The sequence below is a fragment of the Adlercreutzia rubneri genome, assembly GCF_009755265.1.
In the GTDB taxonomy this organism is placed as follows: domain Bacteria; phylum Actinomycetota; class Coriobacteriia; order Coriobacteriales; family Eggerthellaceae; genus Adlercreutzia; species Adlercreutzia rubneri.
Window position 1 is genome coordinate 346254 of sequence record NZ_WPOO01000001.1, and the last position, 17765, is coordinate 364018.

Consider the following 17765-nt stretch of genomic DNA (forward strand, 5'->3'; position numbering starts at 1 on the left):
GCCCCTACATAGGCTACTTGCGGCCCTTCTTGCGGCGCTTCTTGGAGCGGGCGGCGTCGGCCGCGGCGGCCTCTTCCAACTCGCGGTGCTGCACCTGGGCCTTCCACGCGAACAGGCAGCCGGCGGCGAAGCAGAGCAGCCCGACGCCGATGGCCGAGCCGACCCAGACCGCCCCCATGCCCATCCAGAAGTCGATCGGGTACATGGAGATGAGCAGCGAGTCGTAATTGAACGTCCAGGTGCCGTCCACGAAGAACAGCGAGTGGAAGGCTGCGAACAGGCCGTTGAAGTCGATAACGCCCCACAGCCCCAGTACGACGAGCACCGCCAGAAGCAGCGCCGACCCCATGCGCAGCATGAAGGCCAAAGCTGCGAACTGCTTGCGAAAACCGAGCACCAGCGCGATGATGAGCGCCGCCACGCCGATCATGCCCAGATAGGAGCTCAAGCCCGTGATGAGCCCGTTGCAGTCCTCCAAGTGGCTCACCGCATCGGCGTCCAGGGCGTAGCGGTCGGACACCTTCGCCAGCGCGTCCATGGTCTCAAGCGCCGTGCCATCGGCACCAGCGGCCGCGCCACCGGCCGCGCCACCGTCCGCGGCCAACGCGCCGCCCTCCCCTTCCGCATCGCCAAGAACCTGCTTGGCCTGCTGCGTCCACTGGGAGTACTTGGGAGCTCCCTCGGCCGAGGCCTCCCGCGCCGCCGCCACCACATCGGCGGCCAAAGACTCGCGGGCCTCTTCCATGCTCGAGTGGGCGTCCACGGTGAACGCGCGGGTCTCCTGCGCCAGCGATACCAGCTGCTCGTGGGTGTAGGGCGAATCCGCCCCCGTGCTCACGGCGCCGGCAAGCGAGGCGGTGGTCACCGGCAAGCAGCAGGCGGCGAACCCGCACACGAGCAGGGTGACGGCGAGCACCGTGGCGCCGATGCCGGCGAGAATGCTATCGGATCCCATTTACAGCTCCAGCCCATCGGGCACGTCGCAATCGACCCAGATAGTGGCCGCGGTCATGCCGTCGTTGGTCTTCGAAATCGTCGGATGCGGCCCCAGCCGGCTGAAGACACCTTGGAAGTGGCCGTTGTACAGGTACAGCCCGTTCAGATTGTTGTAAGGTACCGGCTCGCTTTCCACGGCGCCGTCGGGCGCCTCGTTGATGCCGCGGTCCGGCGGCAGCGTGTCGGTCTTGAAGGGGCGGATGTAGCGCTGCACAATGAAGGGGTAGCCGGCGCGCTCGTTGGCGAACTCGTCGATGACGCGCTCCCACTCCTCCTGACTCACCTCGCAGCCGGCGTACACGTTGTCGGCGCCGTAGTGGTCGGTGGGCTTGATGATCCACTCCTCGCGGTTGGCGCGGATCTGGTCGATGTTCACCTGATCGTCGTTGAGGAAGGCCGTCATGGGCACGGTCTCCTCCACAAACGCGATCTCCTCTTCGGTGAGGAAGGCCTGGGTCTCCGGCGCAAAGAGCACCTCGAACAGCTGCTTGTCGTGGACGATGTGCCCGGAGAACGCCCCGATGAGCGCCACCTTCCGCGCCCGCACGGCGTTGATGAGGTCCTGCGAGTCGTCCCAGAACTCCAGCACGTCGTTGGTGACCGAGCGCCGCCAGATGGCGTTCACGGGCAGCCCGTCGGGTGTCGTCAGCACCTCGCCGTCGAAGGACAGCTCGCGCACGTCGGCCACGACGCATTCCACGCCGGCCTCGCGGAACTTCTCGGCGAAGATGTGGAACTCGTCCACCACGCCGTTCTCCAGATAGTCGCAGATGGCCACGCGGGGGTTCTCCACCTTGAAGCGGTAGGTGCCGTAGATGTCCATGAAGGCGCGCACCCAGGGCATGAACAAGTCGCAGCCCTGGACGGCGTGGTTCTCGGCGAAGGTGCGGAAGGTGTCGGAGCCCACGATGGAGTTCGTGATCTCGCGGTTCTCGTTCATGCCCGCGCTGCCGTCGCCGTTGAACTCGCAGAAGTGGATGCGGTAGTCGTCCTCGTTCAAGAACGTGTCCACGCGGGCGAAGGGCAGCACCGAGTCGTAGTCGCGGGGCAGCAGTATGAGCTCCACGAGGCGCTCGTCGAAATCGAACAGCTTGCGGTACTCCTCGTCGGCCCGGTAGCGCTCGATCACCTTGCAGAGGATGCGGTGGCTCGTCTCGGCCGTGCGCTTCATGACCTCGTAGGTTTTGCGGTTGAACAGGCGCGGCACGAAGGAGGAGGCCACCACCTGGTGGTGCACGATGGCCGTGGAGTCCTGCATGTAGTTGAACGCGGCGCGGCGGCTCTCGATGTCGCCGTCCAGCTCGTCGATGATCTGGAAGTACTCGCGGGTGTAATCGGCATTGCTTGGCATGAGGGCTCCGTCCCTTGGGCTTTTGTGCATTTGGCTAAGTGTAGCACGACCGCCGCGAAGCGCGGGCAACGCGTTGGAAAGCCGTTGGCTGCCGATGAAGTTACCGCGTAGGGCGCCTCGCTCCCCTTGCGTGCGCCCGTGCGAACCGTTAGCATGAACAGCCGTGCGCTTTATCCGGGCGCACGGCTTGTTATTATCCAGAGTCGGGGTAGAGAGTTGGCTCGATGATCCCGACACCAACCTGACGCGTCCCTCACCTGAGTGCCAAGGTGGTCCGGCCAACACCGATAAGAGAGGACTCTTATGGCTGAAAAGCACTCATCGTACCTGTTCACGTCCGAATCCGTCACGGAGGGACATCCGGACAAGATCTGCGACCAGATTTCCGACGCCATTCTGGACGCCATCCTGGCCAAGGAGATCGCCCTGGCCGAGGAGGGCTACATCGCGCCAGACGGCAACCCGGCCGACCCGGCGAAGATGCGCTGCGCCTGCGAGACGCTCGTCACCACCGGCACCGTCTTCGTTACCGGCGAGATTCGCACCCAGGCCTACGTGGACGTGCAGTCCATCGCGCGCGACGTGGTGTGCTCCATCGGCTACGACCGCGCGAAGTACGGCTTCGACGGCAACACCTGCGCCGTCATGAGCTCCATCCACGAGCAGTCCTCCGACATCGCCCAGGGCGTGGACGAGTCCTTCGAGGCCCAGCGCGACGAGACGGCCGCGGCCGACCCCTACGAGACGATTGGCGCGGGCGACCAGGGCATGATGTTCGGCTATGCCTGCAACGAGACGAGCACGCTCATGCCCATGCCCATTTACCTGGCCCATCGCCTCTCCGAGCGCCTGACCGAGGTGCGCAAGAACGGCACGCTGGAGTTTCTGCGCCCCGACGGCAAGACCCAGGTGTCCGTGCGCTACATCGACGGGGCGCCCACGGCGGTAGAGAAGGTGGTCGTGTCCACCCAGCATTCCGAGGACATCGAGCAGGACGCGCTGCGCGAGGCCGTCATCGAGACGGTCATCCGCCCGGTGTTCGAGGCCGAAGGGGTGGCGCTCGCCGACGACTGCGAGATCTACGTGAACCCCACGGGCCGCTTCGTCATCGGCGGCCCCATGGGCGACGCCGGTCTCACCGGCCGCAAGATCATCGTGGACACCTACGGCGGCATGGGACGCCACGGCGGCGGGGCATTCTCCGGCAAGGACTGCACCAAGGTGGATCGCTCGGCGGCCTACGCGGCGCGCTGGGTGGCCAAAAACGTCGTGGCCGCGGGACTGGCCGACCGCTGCGAGGTGCAGATCGCCTATGCCATCGGCGTGGCGAAGCCGGTGAGCGTCATGGTGGAGACCTTCGGCACGAACCATGTCCCGGAAGAGGATATCGAGCGCGCCGTGTCCGAGGTGTTCGATCTGCGCCCCGGCGCCATCATCGACGAACTGGACTTGCGCCGCCCCATCTACCAGAAGACAGCGGCCTACGGCCACTTCGGCCGCGAGCTTCCCGAGTTCACTTGGGAGAAGACCGACCGCGTCGACGCCCTGCGGGCGGCCTGCGGGGTCGAGTAACCTGGCTGCGGCTCTCCCGGCGGGGAGACGCGCGGCATTCTGATTCGCTCAGACAGTCCTCGCTGGCCACCCCTTCCGTAGGGGGCGACCTTGGTCGCCCCTCTCAACCCGGGAATGCCATTCCGCTCGAAAGGGCTGACCAAGGTCAGCCCCTACGGATCGTCCAGCAAGACTCCCTCTTTCATAATTGAAAAGGGCCCCGGTTGGGGCCCTTTTGCTGTCTCGTATCGCGTGGCGCTACTCGCTCTCTCGGAAGACCGTGGCGGCGACCCTCGCTATGCGGCGGCCCGTGTCGTCGGTGATGTCGGTGGTGTAGAAGCCGAGACGCCGGCCGGACTTGTCTGCGTCGCAGGTGGCGACGAGGCAGGTACCCTTCGAGGCACTGAGATATTCGATGGTGCTCGACACCGATACGCTCGGGTTCTCGCCGGTATTGCTGGCAATGGCCAGGGCGAAGTCGGCCAAAGTGAAGATGGCGCCGCCCATGACGTTGCCGAGCGCATTGCGGTGGTGGTCCTTGATGTCCAGCTCGCACACGGCGTGATCGCGCGATCCTTCCACGATGCGACAGCCCGCGTGCTCGGCGAACCGGTCGTGACCGAAGAAGTCGTTCAGCTCTTCCAACGTGGGGTGATCGCTCAACCGCTTTGCCATATGTTCACGTCCTATTAGGAAAACACGCTGACACAGGGAATGTAGTGCGAAATCAAACCGCCCATGCAGGGGATTCAGCGGTATTGACGTCGATGTACTCCGCGATGCGGCGAAGCTGATCGGCAAACTTGAACTTGACGCTGATATTGCCATTTTCATAGACCTTGATATGATCCACCAGCTCGATCAGCAACTCACGGGACAGGGCATCGATATTCTGATACTTTTTGAAAGCGACCAGCGCAGGGTGTTCCTTGTCAACGCCGTTTGCCAGCTCCGCACGTTCAGCGGTTAGTCTGGCCAGCACATCGGACACCTCATTGATTTGGCGGTCATAAGTGGCCTTCATATCCCGGTATTCCTGCTGCGTGATCTCCCCGTCTTTCCAGTCCTGATAAAGAGACTGTTTATAACGGGTCACTTTGGCAAGCTCACGTTCTTTTGCATGAATCGTATCGTCCAGTCGGAAAGACTGGTTTTTTTTTGATAGGGGCTGAATTGATTTGGGCGATGACTTCTGAATAGGAGACAGCAAGATGCACCTGCTGCCGGATGGCGTACAACACGGCGGCCTCCAACCGGGCATGACTGATAGAGTGCATTGTGCAGGCATTTCTTGAACGGCTCTTATAGGTAGCGCAGGCGTAATACACGTTGTTCTTGCCGGAACAGCGGGTAACGGCTCTGCCGCAGTCGGCACATTTGAGAAAACCGCTGAACAGGTGGACGGTGCGCCCCTGTGGCGATGTTCGGGTATCCCGAAGCAGCAATTCCTGCACCTTCTCAAAAGTGGCCTTGTCGATAATGGCCTCGTGGGTATCAGCTACCCGTACCCATTCCTCTTCAGGCACCGTCTCGATCTGATGTACCTTGTAGCTTTTTACACGAAACCGCCCCTGCACCAGATCACCGGTATACATGGGATTGGTGAGAATCGTATGGATCATGCGTCCCGACCAAAGGGTGTTGCCGTCCGGCTTGTTGGAAACCGTCATGCCCTTTTCCAACTTGTAGACCGAGGGGCTGGGAATACCGTGCTCGTTCAGATAGAAACTGATACCCCGTTTCGATGTTCCCTTGAGTAGCAAAGAGAAAATGAGCCGGACAATCTCGGCGGCATCGGGGTCGATAACAAGGTGGTGACGGTCTTTTGCATCTTTGACATACCCAAAAGGTGGGTTGGAGCCGATATACTGGCCGTTGCGCCGCTTGTAGTCAAACACCTGCCGGATCTTCTTTGAGGTCTGATAGCAGTATTGATCGTTCATTACGTTGGTAATGGGAACGATGATACTGGAAACGCTGTCCGGGTCCTTGTAACTGTCTACGTTTTCCGCGAGGCTGATAAATCGGACACCCATCTGCACAAACAGGTTGTCGATCAGACTACCCGCGTCGCTGTAGTTGCGGGCAAAGCGGGAAAGGTCTTTTACCACAACACAGTCTATCTTGCGGCTCATTACGTCGGCCAGAAGTTGTTGGAACGCCTCCCGGTCCGAATCTGTCCCGGTGTGGCCGTCATCCACATATTCAGTGATGCTTTCAAATTCCTCCTGATATTTGCGGTAGAAGTCATTGAGCAGGTCCCGCTGGTTTTTGACGCTGTTGCTGTCATCCTTGCCATTGAGGGCTTTTTTCAGATCTTCCTTGGAAAGACGGATGTAACCGCCCATTTTCCAGCGGCGGGAAAAGGTGTAAGCCGGGGAAAGAACCTGCTGATACTCTCTGTTTTTTGTGCGTGCCATTGTTCCTCCTTCCCTATCACATTACACCTATATTATACCTCTGTTCGGGTGGGACAACAACGATGCCTTTGAAAGTCCCGCCTCGGGACAAAGTGTCTCGAAGCGGGGTTGATTCGCGAGTTGATCCGTACACCTTCACTTTTTCTCAAAACTCAGCTGGACGCGTGCGGCTGAGTTCGGGATGCTTCCCCCGACAGCGGCGCCGAAGGGGCGCCGCGCGAGCGGAAGGAGATTCCGATGTCCCAGAGAAGGCAGAGGCTCTACAGGAGGCTCGACCGCGCCGAGAGGGCCGCGATAGAGCGGGGGCTGGACAAGAACCGGCCGGCCCGCGCGATGGCGCGCGACCTGGGGAGGTCCCAGTCGAGCGTCGCCGACGAGGTCAGGCGCAACCGCACCGTCACGCGCGGGCCGGGCAAGGGGTCGAGGGTCGAGTCGGTGCCCGAGGGCGCCTGCGCCAGGCTCCGCGGCTGGCCGCACGTCTGCAACGGCTGCAACAGGCGCCGCTACCACTGCTCGATGCCGTTCCGCTGCGAGTACTCCGCGGCCCGCGCCCAGCTGCTGGCCGACGGCGAGCTGTCCGCCGCCAGGCGCGGGGTGGACCGCACGGAGGAGGAGTTCGAGTCCATCGCCGCCAAGATCAGGGCCGACCTGGCCCGCGGCCTGTCGCCGGCGCAGATAGCCGACGCCCGCTCGTCCGAGTTCAGGGCCGCCCCCTCCACCATCTACCGCTGGATAGAGCGGGGCTACGCCGGCATGTCCAACATGGACCTGCGCCGCAAGGTGGGGTACAGGCCGAGGAGGAGGGCGGCGCCCGCGCCGACGCCGCACGGCCCGGAGCGCTCCTTCTCGGCGTTCTCGGCGCTCCCGGAGGGCGAGCGCGAGGCCGCCTGCGAGATGGACACGGTGATCGGGCGCGCCGCCGACCGGCAGTGCGTCCTCACGCTCCACCTGCGCTGCTGCCGCGCGCAGCTGTGCCTGCTTTTGCCCGAGAGGTCGTCGAGCGCGGTGGCGGCCGCGCTCGACGTGCTGGAGGCGGCCGTCGGGAAGAGGGCGTTCCAGCGCATGTTCGGGCTGATCCTCACCGACAACGGCGCGGAGTTCTCGGACTGGGAGTCCCTGGAGAGGTCGTGCCTGCCGGGCAAGGGGGCCCGCTGCAGAGTCTACTACTGCGACGTGCGCCAGTCCCAGCAGAAGGGGGGCTGCGAGCGCAACCACGTCGAGCTGCGGAAGCTCCTGCCCAAGCGGCGCGGCATATCATTCGACGACCTGGAGGCCGCCGACATGGCGGCCGTCATGTCCCAGCTCAACCCCGAGCCGAGGCCCTCGATGGCGTTCATGCCCCCGCTGCGGGCGCTCCTGGCCGCCTACGGCGACGACGGCGCCGCGCTCACGGCCGCGCTGGGCGTCGAGGAGGTGCCCTACGGCGAGCTGCTGCTCGGCGTCGAGGCCGTCAACCGCGCCCGGCTGGAGAGGGGGGCGGATCCGCTGATCTAGCCCGAGGGGACAACAGAGCAGCCCTTCCCCAGGCCCGTCCCGCTGAGTCCGGAAGCGCCCCGGCGCGGGCCCGCGGAGCCGCGCGCCCAAATCCAGCCGGACGGCCGGCCGAGGCCCCTCGCCCCCTATCTTTCCTGGGGAAAAGGAGGACGGCCCCTCGCGGGGCCGTCCGGCTATCTGGGAAAACGCCTACTCACCGCGGGGCGTTCGGCTGGCTTCGCAATTCAACCTGTCTCGAAGCGGCAGGCAGGAACGATATTATCGCCCGCTTTTAATACGGAGAAGAAACGCTGCCAATGTGTCCTGTAGGGATGGCCCATCCTCTGAAAATTCAATCTTAACGCCGACACCGCCGACGCAGAAGCAGTAGGGATTGATTCCTGCCTGTACCAAACAGGACACGCGGTCTCTTTGGGGCAGGGCAGCGTTGAGCGCCACGCTACCCGCGTCCGGCAGCATGGCCGGATCTACCGCGCCAATATCTACACTTTGCAGCCTGTCCAATTCGCGGATAGTGAGCCTCATGGCGAAACCTCCTCATGTAGTTAAGACGCAAAAGAGCGCCGCCGCTGGCGGCGCTCTTCGCGCTTGACCTGCTTCGGGACAAAGTGTCTCGAAGTCCTATGGTATTGTGGGAGCGCCGCGCTCATTTTTTCGGCCCGTCATAAGACAGCAATTCATAGCACGGCGCTCCCGCACAGCAGGCGGCGGCAGCCTGCACAGTGGGCGGGCCACGCTGCTGCTTTGCTGCGGAGAGGTTAAAAAAGTTCCTCTCATATACCAAGGACAAAAACCGGCCAAAAGGAGACCCTAATCACAAAACTTTTTTCAAATATTTTTTCATAGCCGTTTTCCCGCGTTTTACGGAGCGCCGGACAGCACTCCGGTCCGCGCCCTGTTCCTTCGCAATCCGGGTGTAGCTCTTACCGAGAATGAGATGGGCCTCCACCCGGACGCCCTGCACCTCCGGCAGAGAGTTCAGCGCGTTCCAGAGATGGTAGAACAGCTCCTTGCGCTCCAGCAACTCCTGCGGGGACGGTTCATGCTGACAGGCGGAATACTCGATCCCATCGTCGCAGTCGAGGGAATACTGCGCTTTGTTACGCATTACCTTCCGCTGATAGGCTGCCTCATAAAGCTTGTCCGCCTTCAGCGCGGCGGATAACGTACAATCTCTTGCGCACTTTCACAGCAGCATAGCCTAGATACCAAAAGACACGGCTCCGGCCTTCGGTATGATTCGAGTTGTCTAGATTCGATCATATTAGGAGGCAGAGCCATGTCCGATCCCATCGTATCATTCGACGAGGCCGCCATGCGCGGCGAGCTCAAGGAGCTCGTCAGAAGAACAGTCGAGGACACCCTGAACGCCCTTCTCGAGGAGGAGGCCGACGACCTGATAGGCGCCGACCGCTACGAGCGGACGGCAGGGCGCGAGGCCTACCGCGCCGGCCACTACGAGCGCGGGCTCACCACCACCTCGGGCCAGGTGACCCTCAGGATGCCCAAGCTCAAGGGAATGCGGTTCGCCACCGCCATCATCGAGCGGTACAAGCGCCGGGAGGCCTCCGTCGAGGAGGCCATGATCGAGATGTACCTGGCCGGGGTCTCCACGAGGCGCATCGAGGACGTCTCCGAGATCCTGTGGGGCGCGAGCGTGTCGGCGGCCACCGTGTCGAACTTGAACGAGAAAGCGTTCGAGGCCGTCGAGGAATGGAGGAGCAGGCCGTTGGCCCGCGAGTACCCCTACGTCTTCGTCGACGGCATCTACCTCAAGAGGAGCTGGGGCGGCTCCTTCGAGAACGTGGCCGTGATGGTGGCCATCGGCGTCAACGACGACGGCTACCGAGAGGTGATCGGGGCGGCTGAGGGCTTCACCGAGTCGGCCGAGTGCTGGCGGGAGTTCCTGTCCTGGCTCAAGGGCCGCGGCCTGACGGGCGTGCGCATGTTCACCGGCGACAAGGCCGCCGCCATGACCGGCGCCATCGCCGAGGTGTTCCCGGGAGCCGCCTACCAGCGCTGCACGGTGCACTTCTACCGCAACGTGCTCTCGAAGGTCCCCAAGTCCAAGCGCGCCGAGGTGGCCGCGATGCTCAAGGCCATTCATGCCCAGGAGTCGCTGGAGGCCAGCTCGGAGAAGGCCGGCGACGTCGCCGCCAAATTGGACGGCATGAGGCTGGCGGCGGCCGCCAAGTGCGTCCGCGACGGCGTCGCGGAGACGCTGACCTACACGCGCTTCCCCATGCGGCACTGGCGGCGCATCCGCACCAACAACGCCATAGAGCGGCTGAACCGCGAGATCCGCCGCCGCACGCGGGTGGTGGGCACGTTCCCCGACGGCAATAGCGCGCTCATGCTGGTGACGGCCAGGCTCAAGTACGTGGCCGACAGCGAGTGGGGATCGAGGCGGTATCTGGACGTGTCGCTGCTGGACGAGTGACCATGCCGACGGCCGGCAGCCGCCTGCTGGAATTTGCGCAAGAGTCTGGACAGTACCGCGCGGCGGCCACTTCATCAGAAACTTCGATGTACTCATCATGGGTGTACCACGGATAAAAGTCCTTCAGATTGATGGTAGTCATTTGTATATCCTCCATTCAGATTTTTGTGTCTGCGGTCTGAATGGAGGAATGGCGGAGATCGGCAGCCGGGGCTGCCAACTTCGGGACAAAGTGTCTCGAAGCAGAGGACCTGCGCAGGGGTTATAACCTTGTTAGCAGCACCTCTTTAGGTCCCCTTGTCTGTTTTTCTCCTTAAATCCCGTTTCTCTTGCAGGAATCGGCAAAATTCGCATGGAACAGCAAACCGCCCGAATCGGGGTGATAACCTCGGTTCGGGCGGTCCAGCATTTTGATATTGATGTTCTATCCGTTAGCATTTTCGCACTCCCTTCTGGACGTGCGGAGACGCTTGCAAGAAAGGCTGCGCTATTTGAAAACATTTGCTTCGTTTGCTGTCGTCCGCACGGATGCATGAGTAAACGGCGTGATGTTTTCGGATGATGCCCTATCAGGGCAGTTCGGGATTCTCCGCAAGGGACACTGTGAACTCCTGCGCCGCAGCGCCCTCCGGCAGCAGCTTCGCCATGACCACAAGCCGCTGATTGCCGCTGTTGGTCTTGTCATACTTCCGGCAGCAGGTGGAGAGGGTCAGGACGGAATCTTCCTCGGAGAAGGTCACACCGTCAAAATCCAGCCAGTTTTTCCGCGCAATCGTCTCAAAGAAGCTGGTCAGATCATCTCCCGTGGGATTAGGCGCAATATAGTCAAAGCCAATATCCGTGACAAATAGAGCGGTGATCTGGAAGATCAGGTCGTCTCCGTCCACGGAGAGGTAGATGTAGGGATTCTCCTTTACGAAGTCTGCATCCATATAGCGGTAGAGCTTGGTAAACTTCGGTCCATCTGGATCGCAGTTGCTGGCAGAGTGACCAAAAATGGTGGTGTTTTTGTCTAACTCGTCCCTGCCGCCGATTTGGTTTTCACAATGGGCATAGTAACAGCCCCACATGGCGTACTCGCCGTTTTCATCCAGCTTCAGGTAATAGCCGTTGTCCTCCGCCTGCATCACGGGATCGTCTACCTCCGCACCGGGAATATACAGCCACGCCACGGTGTCGGGGTTCTTCGCTCTGGCTTCCGCCAACTCTGCCTGCCTGTCCACCGAGGGGATAACTTCGCCTGCGGGAGTCGCTGATGGCTGAGGCGCAGATGTGCCGGAAGACGTTCTGCCAGGAATGTCGATAGGCTCCGCCTCTTTCTGATAGCAGCCCATGACTGCCGTGGTCATGGCAAAGAGAAGGACGGCCATGCAGATGATCGGACGAATGATTCTTGTGATTCTTTTCATAACGCTGTCTCCTTGCCGCGCTGGGATAGCGGCGCAGTTCAAAATGTCATTGATTTGTTTCTTGTAGCGAAAAGAGAACAGCGCAGCTTCGGGGCGAGATGCCCGTCCGCTGCGCTGTCCGATGTTCGCTTATGGGTTCTTGTCAGCGGCTTTGATGTTTAGCCGTATGTCAGCCGGTCACTTCTTGCAGCGCCAGAGGAAGGTCACGATCTGCGCTCTGGTGCAATCCGCATTGGGGCTGAATGTGGTGCTGGTGGTTCCCTTGGTGATGTTCTCCTTGACCGCCCACAGTACCGCATCAGCATAGTAGGCGGTGGACTTCACATCGGCAAAGGGATTGGCTGTACCCGCTGCCGGGGACTTCTCGGAACGCCACAGGAACGCGACGATCTGGGCGCGGGAGCAGGTCATGTTGGGGCTGAACGTGGTGTCGCTGGTGCCCTTGGTGATGCCGTTTTCTACCGCCCACAGCACAGCGTCGTAATAATAGCTGCCCACGGGGACGTCGGTAAACGGCATGGCGCGGGTTTCGGGTTTGGGACTGCCAGCGGTGCGCCACAGGAAGGTCACGGCCTGCGCACGGGTGCAGATGCCATCCGGGGAGAAATGGGTATCATCGGTTCCCTTGGTAATGCCGTTTTCCACTGCCCAATCCACAGCGTCCTCATAATAGCTGCCGGTGGCTACATCCACAAACACGCCGGTCTGGGGGTTGCCGTTGGCTTTCATAAAGATGACCTCGATGGTATGGGTTCTGCTGACATTCTCAAAGGTGTAGGACTTCACCGCGCCGATGCTCTTGCCGTCGATCTTGACGTTGGCGACAGCATAGCCCTTATCCGGGGTGATGGTGAAGGTCTGATCCCGGCCCTCGCGGACACTGACATCGCCGGAGGGAGAAATGGAGCCGCCAGCCCCGGCAGTTGCCTTGATGGTGTAGTAGCTGTAAGAATGGCCGCTGCCATTATAACGCCAGTGTGCCGTATAGGTTCGGTTGCCAGTGCTACCCGTTGGGATGGTGACGGTCATATTGTTCTCGCCGTCAAGCCCCGTGCCGCTCCAGCCGGTGAAGGTATAGCCGGATTTGGTAGGATTCTTGAGGGTGAAAGCCCCTGTCTCGATGGTGTAGGTGTCGGGATTGCCCTCCGCAGTGCCTCCGGCCAGATCATAGGCGATCGTGTACTGGTTGACCGTCCATTGTGCCGTGATTGTCAGATTCTCCGCAGGCATGGTTGCAGGAATCGCTCTATCCCAACCTGCGAAGGTATAGCCGGTTTTGGTGGGATCGGCGGGGGCGGTGGTGGCCGTGCCGTAATTCTGCGTGATGGGGGTAACAACACTGCCTCCGGCAGTATCAAAGGTGATCGTGTACTGATTGATCTCCCACTTTGCCCAGTATTCCTTGTTGCCTGTTTCTGTACCGCCGATTGCCGCAATGGGAGAGCCGGTCAGATTTTCGTTGTCATACCAGCCCACGAACGTGTGGCCTGTATAGGTCATATCGCCCGCTGTCGGGAGTGTTGCGCCCACGCCGTAGGTGTAGCTTGTGACATTGCCGCTGTTGATCGTGCCGCCGTTCGTATTCAAGGTTACGGCGTAGGTCGGGGCTGTCCACTGCGCCGTCAGTTTCGTCACCTCAGCCGGAACACTGTCGCCGGGGGCGTAGAATTTACCGTTGCTGCCAAGCCACATAAAGAAACTTCCTGCATCCCCGTCCGGGCGGGTCAGACCGTCGGACGCAGGCGCGGTAAACTCGCTGCCGGTTTTCACGATGATTTGAATATCCTCGGAGCTATTACCCAGCGTGCCGCCGCCAAGGTCAAGGGTAACGACCTTCAGTCCGCCAGAACCCAGTGTGTCAGAGTTCAGGACTTCAAGGACAGGGCGGAAACCGAGGTACGGGTAGGAGTGCGTAGCATAGTCGTAGTCCCAGTAGCGGGCCAAACCGTACCCGCGAACCGCACGGTACGACGCGCCGCCAGAAGAAACATCCTGTCCCCACGAATACATTCCATTCCAGTTTTGGATATATCCGCTGTTCTTGTTCAGCATCGTGTCCCATTCGTTGCTTTGGGGCACGCCGCGTTGGGAATCGGCTAAACCCGTACAGCCACTTCCCGCAGACGGTGTGCGCAGGGTATAGTCCACGCCGCCGCTGGCATAATTTTTGCTGAAAATCAGATCTGCGGTATTCAGGGCATTCCAGCTTACATCATTCGTTACGGCATAATCCGCCACGAACAGGCTGTGGGGATATTTATTCTTCTGTGCATGCTCCTCGGTGGTTGCCATCTCCGTTGTGAGCTTGTAGGCGTTCACCGTTCCTGCGTAGGTAAAGGGAACATAGTGCAGGGTGCTGTCCGGCAGACTGCCGTTTGCCGTTCCGGGGATGTTTGCGCCGGAGAGGTCAAAATAATATCTGCCGCCGGGAGCGAGGGAAAACTGCTCGTCAGGCGAATCATTAGCCAATAGCATTGGCGCAACCAGCGCCCCCAATGCAGCGGCAGCTTCCGCATACCGGGTCATATCCAGCTCATCGATTTCCTCGTCGGAGAGCTTCTCCTTCGCCTCGTCGATGGCCTCAAGCTGCGCCTCGACTTCCTCAGCGTTCTCCTCTGTAATTGCCTCGGCACTCGGTAAAGCGTTGATCATGGCCTGTACCTGATCTGCGGCACTCAGCTCTGTGGGACCATTCGGATCATCGGCTCCCTCGGTGCTGCCGTTTTCGCCGGTTCGGTCCTCAACAGGGATGTATTGACCGCAGTTCTGCGGTATGGCATTCTCCGCTCCACAGACAGGGCATTCCGTGTTCACGTTGTCCGCCGTGCAGGTTGTTTCGCAGCTGCACACGGGCGGGGTTTCCGTGCTGTCCTCTGCAAAAGCCGCTGTTGGCAGCAGTGTCAGCACCATACAGCACATGAGCAGGATGCTGAGCAGTCGTTTTTTCATAGTCATTCCTCACTTTCTTCTCGCGCGTCGTCCCGTCCCCCGTGGGAAGCGCGTTTTGGAGCAAGATGGGATTGCATCGGGATATATCCCGATGCAAGGGAGTACTCCCTTGCAATACATATTGGCTTCTATTTTTGTGCTGGCAGCGTGATCCCCGCGAGGGAAAACTCAAAGCGCATCGCCAGCGCACGGAACAGTGCCTGCATCACCTGTTCGGAGATCGTGCGGATATCCAGCCCTTCCACGAACCGGATCGCCTGTTCCGTTTCCTCCTTCGGGACGTTGTACGCCCGCAGACTCATGGTGAGAAACAGCCGCAGCTTCTTTTCCAGCGTCAGTTCCTCGTCGCACGGATGCGCCATGTAGCCGCGCATGATGCTGGCTGAGCCGATCTCCATGTCATAAAAATCGCGGGCAGTCAGCTCCGGCTGATACGGACCGAAGATCTGATACAGCTCCTTCGCCGTTTCCCGGAAGATAAATTCAGACGCTTCCTTCTGCGTGTAGGCTTCAATGTAGATCTCCCGCAGGTTTTCGTTCAGCTCCGTCAGCGTCATCTGGATCGCTGTTTCGACCGCGTAGACATAGATCGGCGGCGGCTTCGCACCCGCCGCGCTTCGCGCCATAGCGAACTGGTTTTCAAACATGAACTCCACCAGCTCCGTCAATACGCCGTCCTTGGCGCGGAAAATGTTCTAGAACTGGCTGAAAGACACACCGGCCTTTTCGTTGATTTCCGCCAGCGTGGTCTGCTTGTAGCCCTTTTCCAAAAACAGCTTCACGCAGACGGTCAGAATCCGCTTCTTCGTGGGCAAACTTGCGCTTGTGATGGCTATGAGGATCACTTCCTTTCCGCCGTGGTGTAAATTTTATTAGTATAATATAGAAAGAGGCTGGATGCAATAGTAGAAAGGAAACGACGTGTATCTTTTCTTTTAATGTCTGCAAGATCATGGTTTTCTCCTCCGTATCGTTTGTATAGGTTTCCCATGATGCCATTTTACGATACGGTTTTGGAGAAAAGCGCCGCCCGTGAAAACAGCCGGGTTTCCGGGGGTGCGCGAATTGGCAAGCAGGGTGAGTGTATAGACACTCACGATTTTTGCGCCCGCAGGGGGCGGCAAAAATGCCTGTTGGGGAGCCTCCCCAAACCCGGCACTTCGGGACACTTTGTCCCGAAGTCAGCGGCGCAAGCGCCTTATATCTGCGTCACCGTTGCTTATCGCTCCTGTTCCTTATTTTTCTGCCCGTCCGTCAGGCCCAGCAGATGGTCAATGTTTGTCTTGACCGCCACGGCCTCCCGCATTTCCTGCTGCGCTTTCCGGTACTCGGCGTACAGTTTCTTTTTCCGTGCTGCCAGAGCGCGGCGCTTTTCTTTCAGCGCGTCCATTTTCGGCAGCTTTGCCCCGCCCAGCAGTTCGTTCATGGCAGCCTTCGCCGCCCGGTAATCGGCCAGCTCCGCCTCATGCTCGGCCAGATACTTCCTGCTGTACCGGGCCGCCTTGTACCCATCGAATACGGGGCGAGTTTTGGCGTACCGCACCACCGCGCCCATCAGTTCGGAGGTGTGCGCCAGCTCCGTCTCGGTGGCCCGCAATTCATCAGAGAGCCGGTGAAAGCGGTCCACCGCTCCATCCGTTTTTGCACTCAGCGCGGTAGTCCGTAAGCTGCCGCTCCCGGAGGAATTGCAGCGCGGCGGCCATCTGCTTGATGTTGTAGACCTTGGCCCATCGCTCATAGGCCGGGCCTTTTCCCTCCCGAAGCCGCTGCTCAATGTTCACGATCAGGCCCACGCGCCGGGACGCTGGGGCGGCATCCTCCGCAGCCGGGATCGAACGCTCCCCGGCGATGACCGCCCGGATGTCCTCGGGATCGTAACCGTCCCCGAGGGTGGATGCCCGGAGCCGGGTCGGTTTCTCCTGTCCCGGCACAAGAAAGGAGATCGCGCCGCCCCGTCCCCGCCTGACCGCATAGCCTGCCTCCTCCATGAGCCGCAGGAAGTCGGCAAAATCGGCGGGGCGCTTTGCAAGGGCTTCTAGTCATACTTCCTGGAGTAGAACGGCGGCAGGCCCCGGAGCTGCAAAACACACCGGTCTCCCGGCATGGTGGCAAGCTCGCTGGGGGTCATCAGCTCCCGGCCCAGCCGCTGGGTGTTCTGACTGTAGCTTTCAGAATTGCCACGGGAGCGTCCCTCGGTCTGCATGGAGATGGTGGCCTTGCCCAGCCAGTTCTCGGATATTTCCTTGATGGTGCTGGCCTCCCGGCCACCGAGGAACAGGACGCTATCCATGTTGCCGAGAATGGTTTCCGCGTTCTTATCATAGATGGCCTTGCATTGAGCCAACTGCTGATACAGCAGGCACAGGCTGATCTCACGGGAGCGAATGACGGCCACCAGCTTTTCCAGTCCCGGCACCTGTCCCGTGTTGGCCGCCTCGTCCCACAGCACCCGCACATGATGGGGCAGCCTGCCGCCGTGGACGTTATCGGCACGTTCACACAGCAGATTGAACATCTGCGAAAAAGCGAGAGCCACCAAAAAGTTATAGGTGCTGTCCGTGTCGCCGATACAGAAGAATGTCGCCGTCCGCCGGTCTCCCATGCGGTCAAGCTCCAGTTCGTCATAGGACATGATCTCCCGGAGCTGGGGGATGTCAAAGGGAGCCAGACGAGCGCCGCAGGAAATGAGGATGGATTTTGCCGTCTTGCCGCTGGCCAGCTTGTACTTTTTATATTGCTTGACAGCAAAGCAGTCCGGCTTGCGCTTTTCCAGCCCCTTGAACATATAGTCCACTGCGTTCATAAACTCGTCATCGTCCTCTTTGACCTCCATGCCGGAGATCATGTCCACCAGCGTGTTCATGTTCCGGTCCTCCTCCGGTCCCTCGAAGATGATATAGGCGATGAGGGCACAGTACAAAAGCGTCTCGGACTTCTGCCAAAAGGGATCGCCCTCCTTGCCCTCGCCCTTGGTGTTGGAGATCAAGGCGTTGACGAATTTCAGAATATCCGCCTCGTTGCGGATATACGACAGACCTGCTATTTGAAGTCAAGAACTAAACCAAAGCTTTTAGATAGGATGTTGATAATAGAATATGGAATAGAAAGGCACGTGGATTTGCTGCTTCGAGGCATCAGGATATAAACCGCCCTGG

General features: G+C 60.4%; 17 protein-coding genes and 1 pseudogene. 4 read left to right on the forward strand and 14 right to left on the reverse strand.

Features of this window, described 5'->3' with window-relative positions:
- Window positions 1-13 precede the first annotated feature (13 nt).
- Window positions 14-955: a lipoprotein intramolecular transacylase Lit gene (locus GO707_RS01490; protein ID WP_114548426.1), complete on the reverse strand. Its 942-nt coding sequence runs from the start codon at window positions 953-955 to the stop codon at window positions 14-16.
- Entirely contained in the window at window positions 956-2347 is a 1392-nt protein-coding gene (locus GO707_RS01495; protein WP_022740078.1) for an ATP-grasp domain-containing protein, read from the reverse strand. It abuts the gene before it with no gap.
- 303 nt (window positions 2348-2650) lie between these two features.
- On the opposite strand from GO707_RS01495, the gene metK reads away from it, so the two are divergent.
- Window positions 2651-3919, forward strand: a complete 1269-nt coding sequence (gene metK, locus GO707_RS01500; RefSeq protein WP_114548425.1) for a methionine adenosyltransferase — start codon at window positions 2651-2653, stop codon at window positions 3917-3919.
- A 237-nt stretch (window positions 3920-4156) separates the two neighbouring features.
- On the opposite strand, the gene GO707_RS01505 is transcribed toward metK, so the two are convergent.
- From GO707_RS01505 to GO707_RS01510, 3 genes are read right to left on the reverse strand one after another with little or no spacing between them, the layout of a single operon-like run.
- Window positions 4157-4573, reverse strand: a complete 417-nt coding sequence (locus GO707_RS01505; RefSeq protein WP_114548424.1) for a PaaI family thioesterase — start codon at window positions 4571-4573, stop codon at window positions 4157-4159.
- Window positions 4574-4625: 52 nt separating this feature from the next.
- Entirely contained in the window at window positions 4626-4994 is a 369-nt protein-coding gene (locus GO707_RS11985; RefSeq protein ID WP_198160964.1) for a hypothetical protein, read from the reverse strand.
- A 10-nt stretch (window positions 4995-5004) separates the two neighbouring features.
- A complete protein-coding gene (locus GO707_RS01510) occupies window positions 5005-6318 on the reverse strand; it encodes a recombinase family protein (protein ID WP_198160965.1) in 1314 nt (437 codons plus the stop codon).
- A 237-nt stretch (window positions 6319-6555) separates the two neighbouring features.
- Between GO707_RS01510 and GO707_RS12805 the strand changes: the two are divergent.
- Both GO707_RS12805 and GO707_RS01515 read left to right on the forward strand, forming a co-directional pair.
- Window positions 6556-6696: pseudogene (locus GO707_RS12805) on the forward strand (helix-turn-helix domain-containing protein); the annotation flags it as partial.
- Window positions 6697-6834: 138 nt separating this feature from the next.
- Window positions 6835-7812: an IS30 family transposase gene (locus tag GO707_RS01515; protein ID WP_232325478.1), complete on the forward strand. Its 978-nt coding sequence runs from the start codon at window positions 6835-6837 to the stop codon at window positions 7810-7812.
- 258 nt (window positions 7813-8070) lie between these two features.
- On the opposite strand, the gene GO707_RS01520 is transcribed toward GO707_RS01515, so the two are convergent.
- Window positions 8071-8337, reverse strand: a complete 267-nt coding sequence (locus tag GO707_RS01520; RefSeq protein WP_157011713.1) for a DUF6870 family protein — start codon at window positions 8335-8337, stop codon at window positions 8071-8073.
- Between the two features lie 289 nt (window positions 8338-8626).
- The gene (locus tag GO707_RS01525) at window positions 8627-8920 is read right to left on the reverse strand and encodes a sigma factor-like helix-turn-helix DNA-binding protein (RefSeq protein WP_157011715.1); all 294 of its coding nucleotides are present in this window, start codon (window positions 8918-8920) and stop codon (window positions 8627-8629) included.
- A gap of 171 nt (window positions 8921-9091) precedes the next feature.
- Here GO707_RS01525 and GO707_RS01530 point away from each other — a divergent pair, with 171 nt between their 5' ends.
- Window positions 9092-10252, forward strand: a complete 1161-nt coding sequence (locus GO707_RS01530) for an IS256 family transposase (RefSeq protein ID WP_114549762.1) — start codon at window positions 9092-9094, stop codon at window positions 10250-10252.
- Window positions 10253-10821: 569 nt separating this feature from the next.
- Here GO707_RS01530 and GO707_RS01540 read toward each other — a convergent pair.
- From GO707_RS01540 to GO707_RS01560, 7 genes are all read right to left on the reverse strand, one after another.
- Window positions 10822-11661 carry a class B sortase gene (locus GO707_RS01540; protein WP_157011717.1) on the reverse strand — a complete coding sequence of 280 codons (840 nt, stop codon included), beginning with the start codon at window positions 11659-11661 and terminating at the stop codon, window positions 10822-10824.
- Between the two features lie 177 nt (window positions 11662-11838).
- A complete protein-coding gene (locus GO707_RS01545) occupies window positions 11839-14610 on the reverse strand; it encodes an S-layer homology domain-containing protein (RefSeq protein ID WP_198160966.1) in 2772 nt (923 codons plus the stop codon).
- A 128-nt stretch (window positions 14611-14738) separates the two neighbouring features.
- Window positions 14739-15278, reverse strand: coding sequence for a hypothetical protein (locus GO707_RS01550; RefSeq protein WP_198160967.1), 540 nt, complete (start codon window positions 15276-15278; stop codon window positions 14739-14741).
- A 27-nt stretch (window positions 15279-15305) separates the two neighbouring features.
- Window positions 15306-15455, reverse strand: coding sequence for a TetR/AcrR family transcriptional regulator (locus tag GO707_RS11990; protein ID WP_198160968.1), 150 nt, complete (start codon window positions 15453-15455; stop codon window positions 15306-15308).
- A 374-nt stretch (window positions 15456-15829) separates the two neighbouring features.
- Window positions 15830-16237: a hypothetical protein gene (locus tag GO707_RS11995; RefSeq protein WP_198160969.1), complete on the reverse strand. Its 408-nt coding sequence runs from the start codon at window positions 16235-16237 to the stop codon at window positions 15830-15832.
- A complete protein-coding gene (locus GO707_RS12000) occupies window positions 16212-16598 on the reverse strand; it encodes a hypothetical protein (RefSeq protein WP_198160970.1) in 387 nt (128 codons plus the stop codon). Before GO707_RS12000 ends, GO707_RS11995 begins: the two co-directional genes overlap by 26 nt.
- 47 nt (window positions 16599-16645) lie before the next feature.
- Window positions 16646-17653 (reverse strand): VirD4-like conjugal transfer protein, CD1115 family, encoded by a 1008-nt coding sequence (locus tag GO707_RS01560; protein ID WP_335878658.1) that lies wholly within the window; start codon window positions 17651-17653, stop codon window positions 16646-16648.
- Between the last annotated feature and the right edge of the window lie 112 nt (window positions 17654-17765).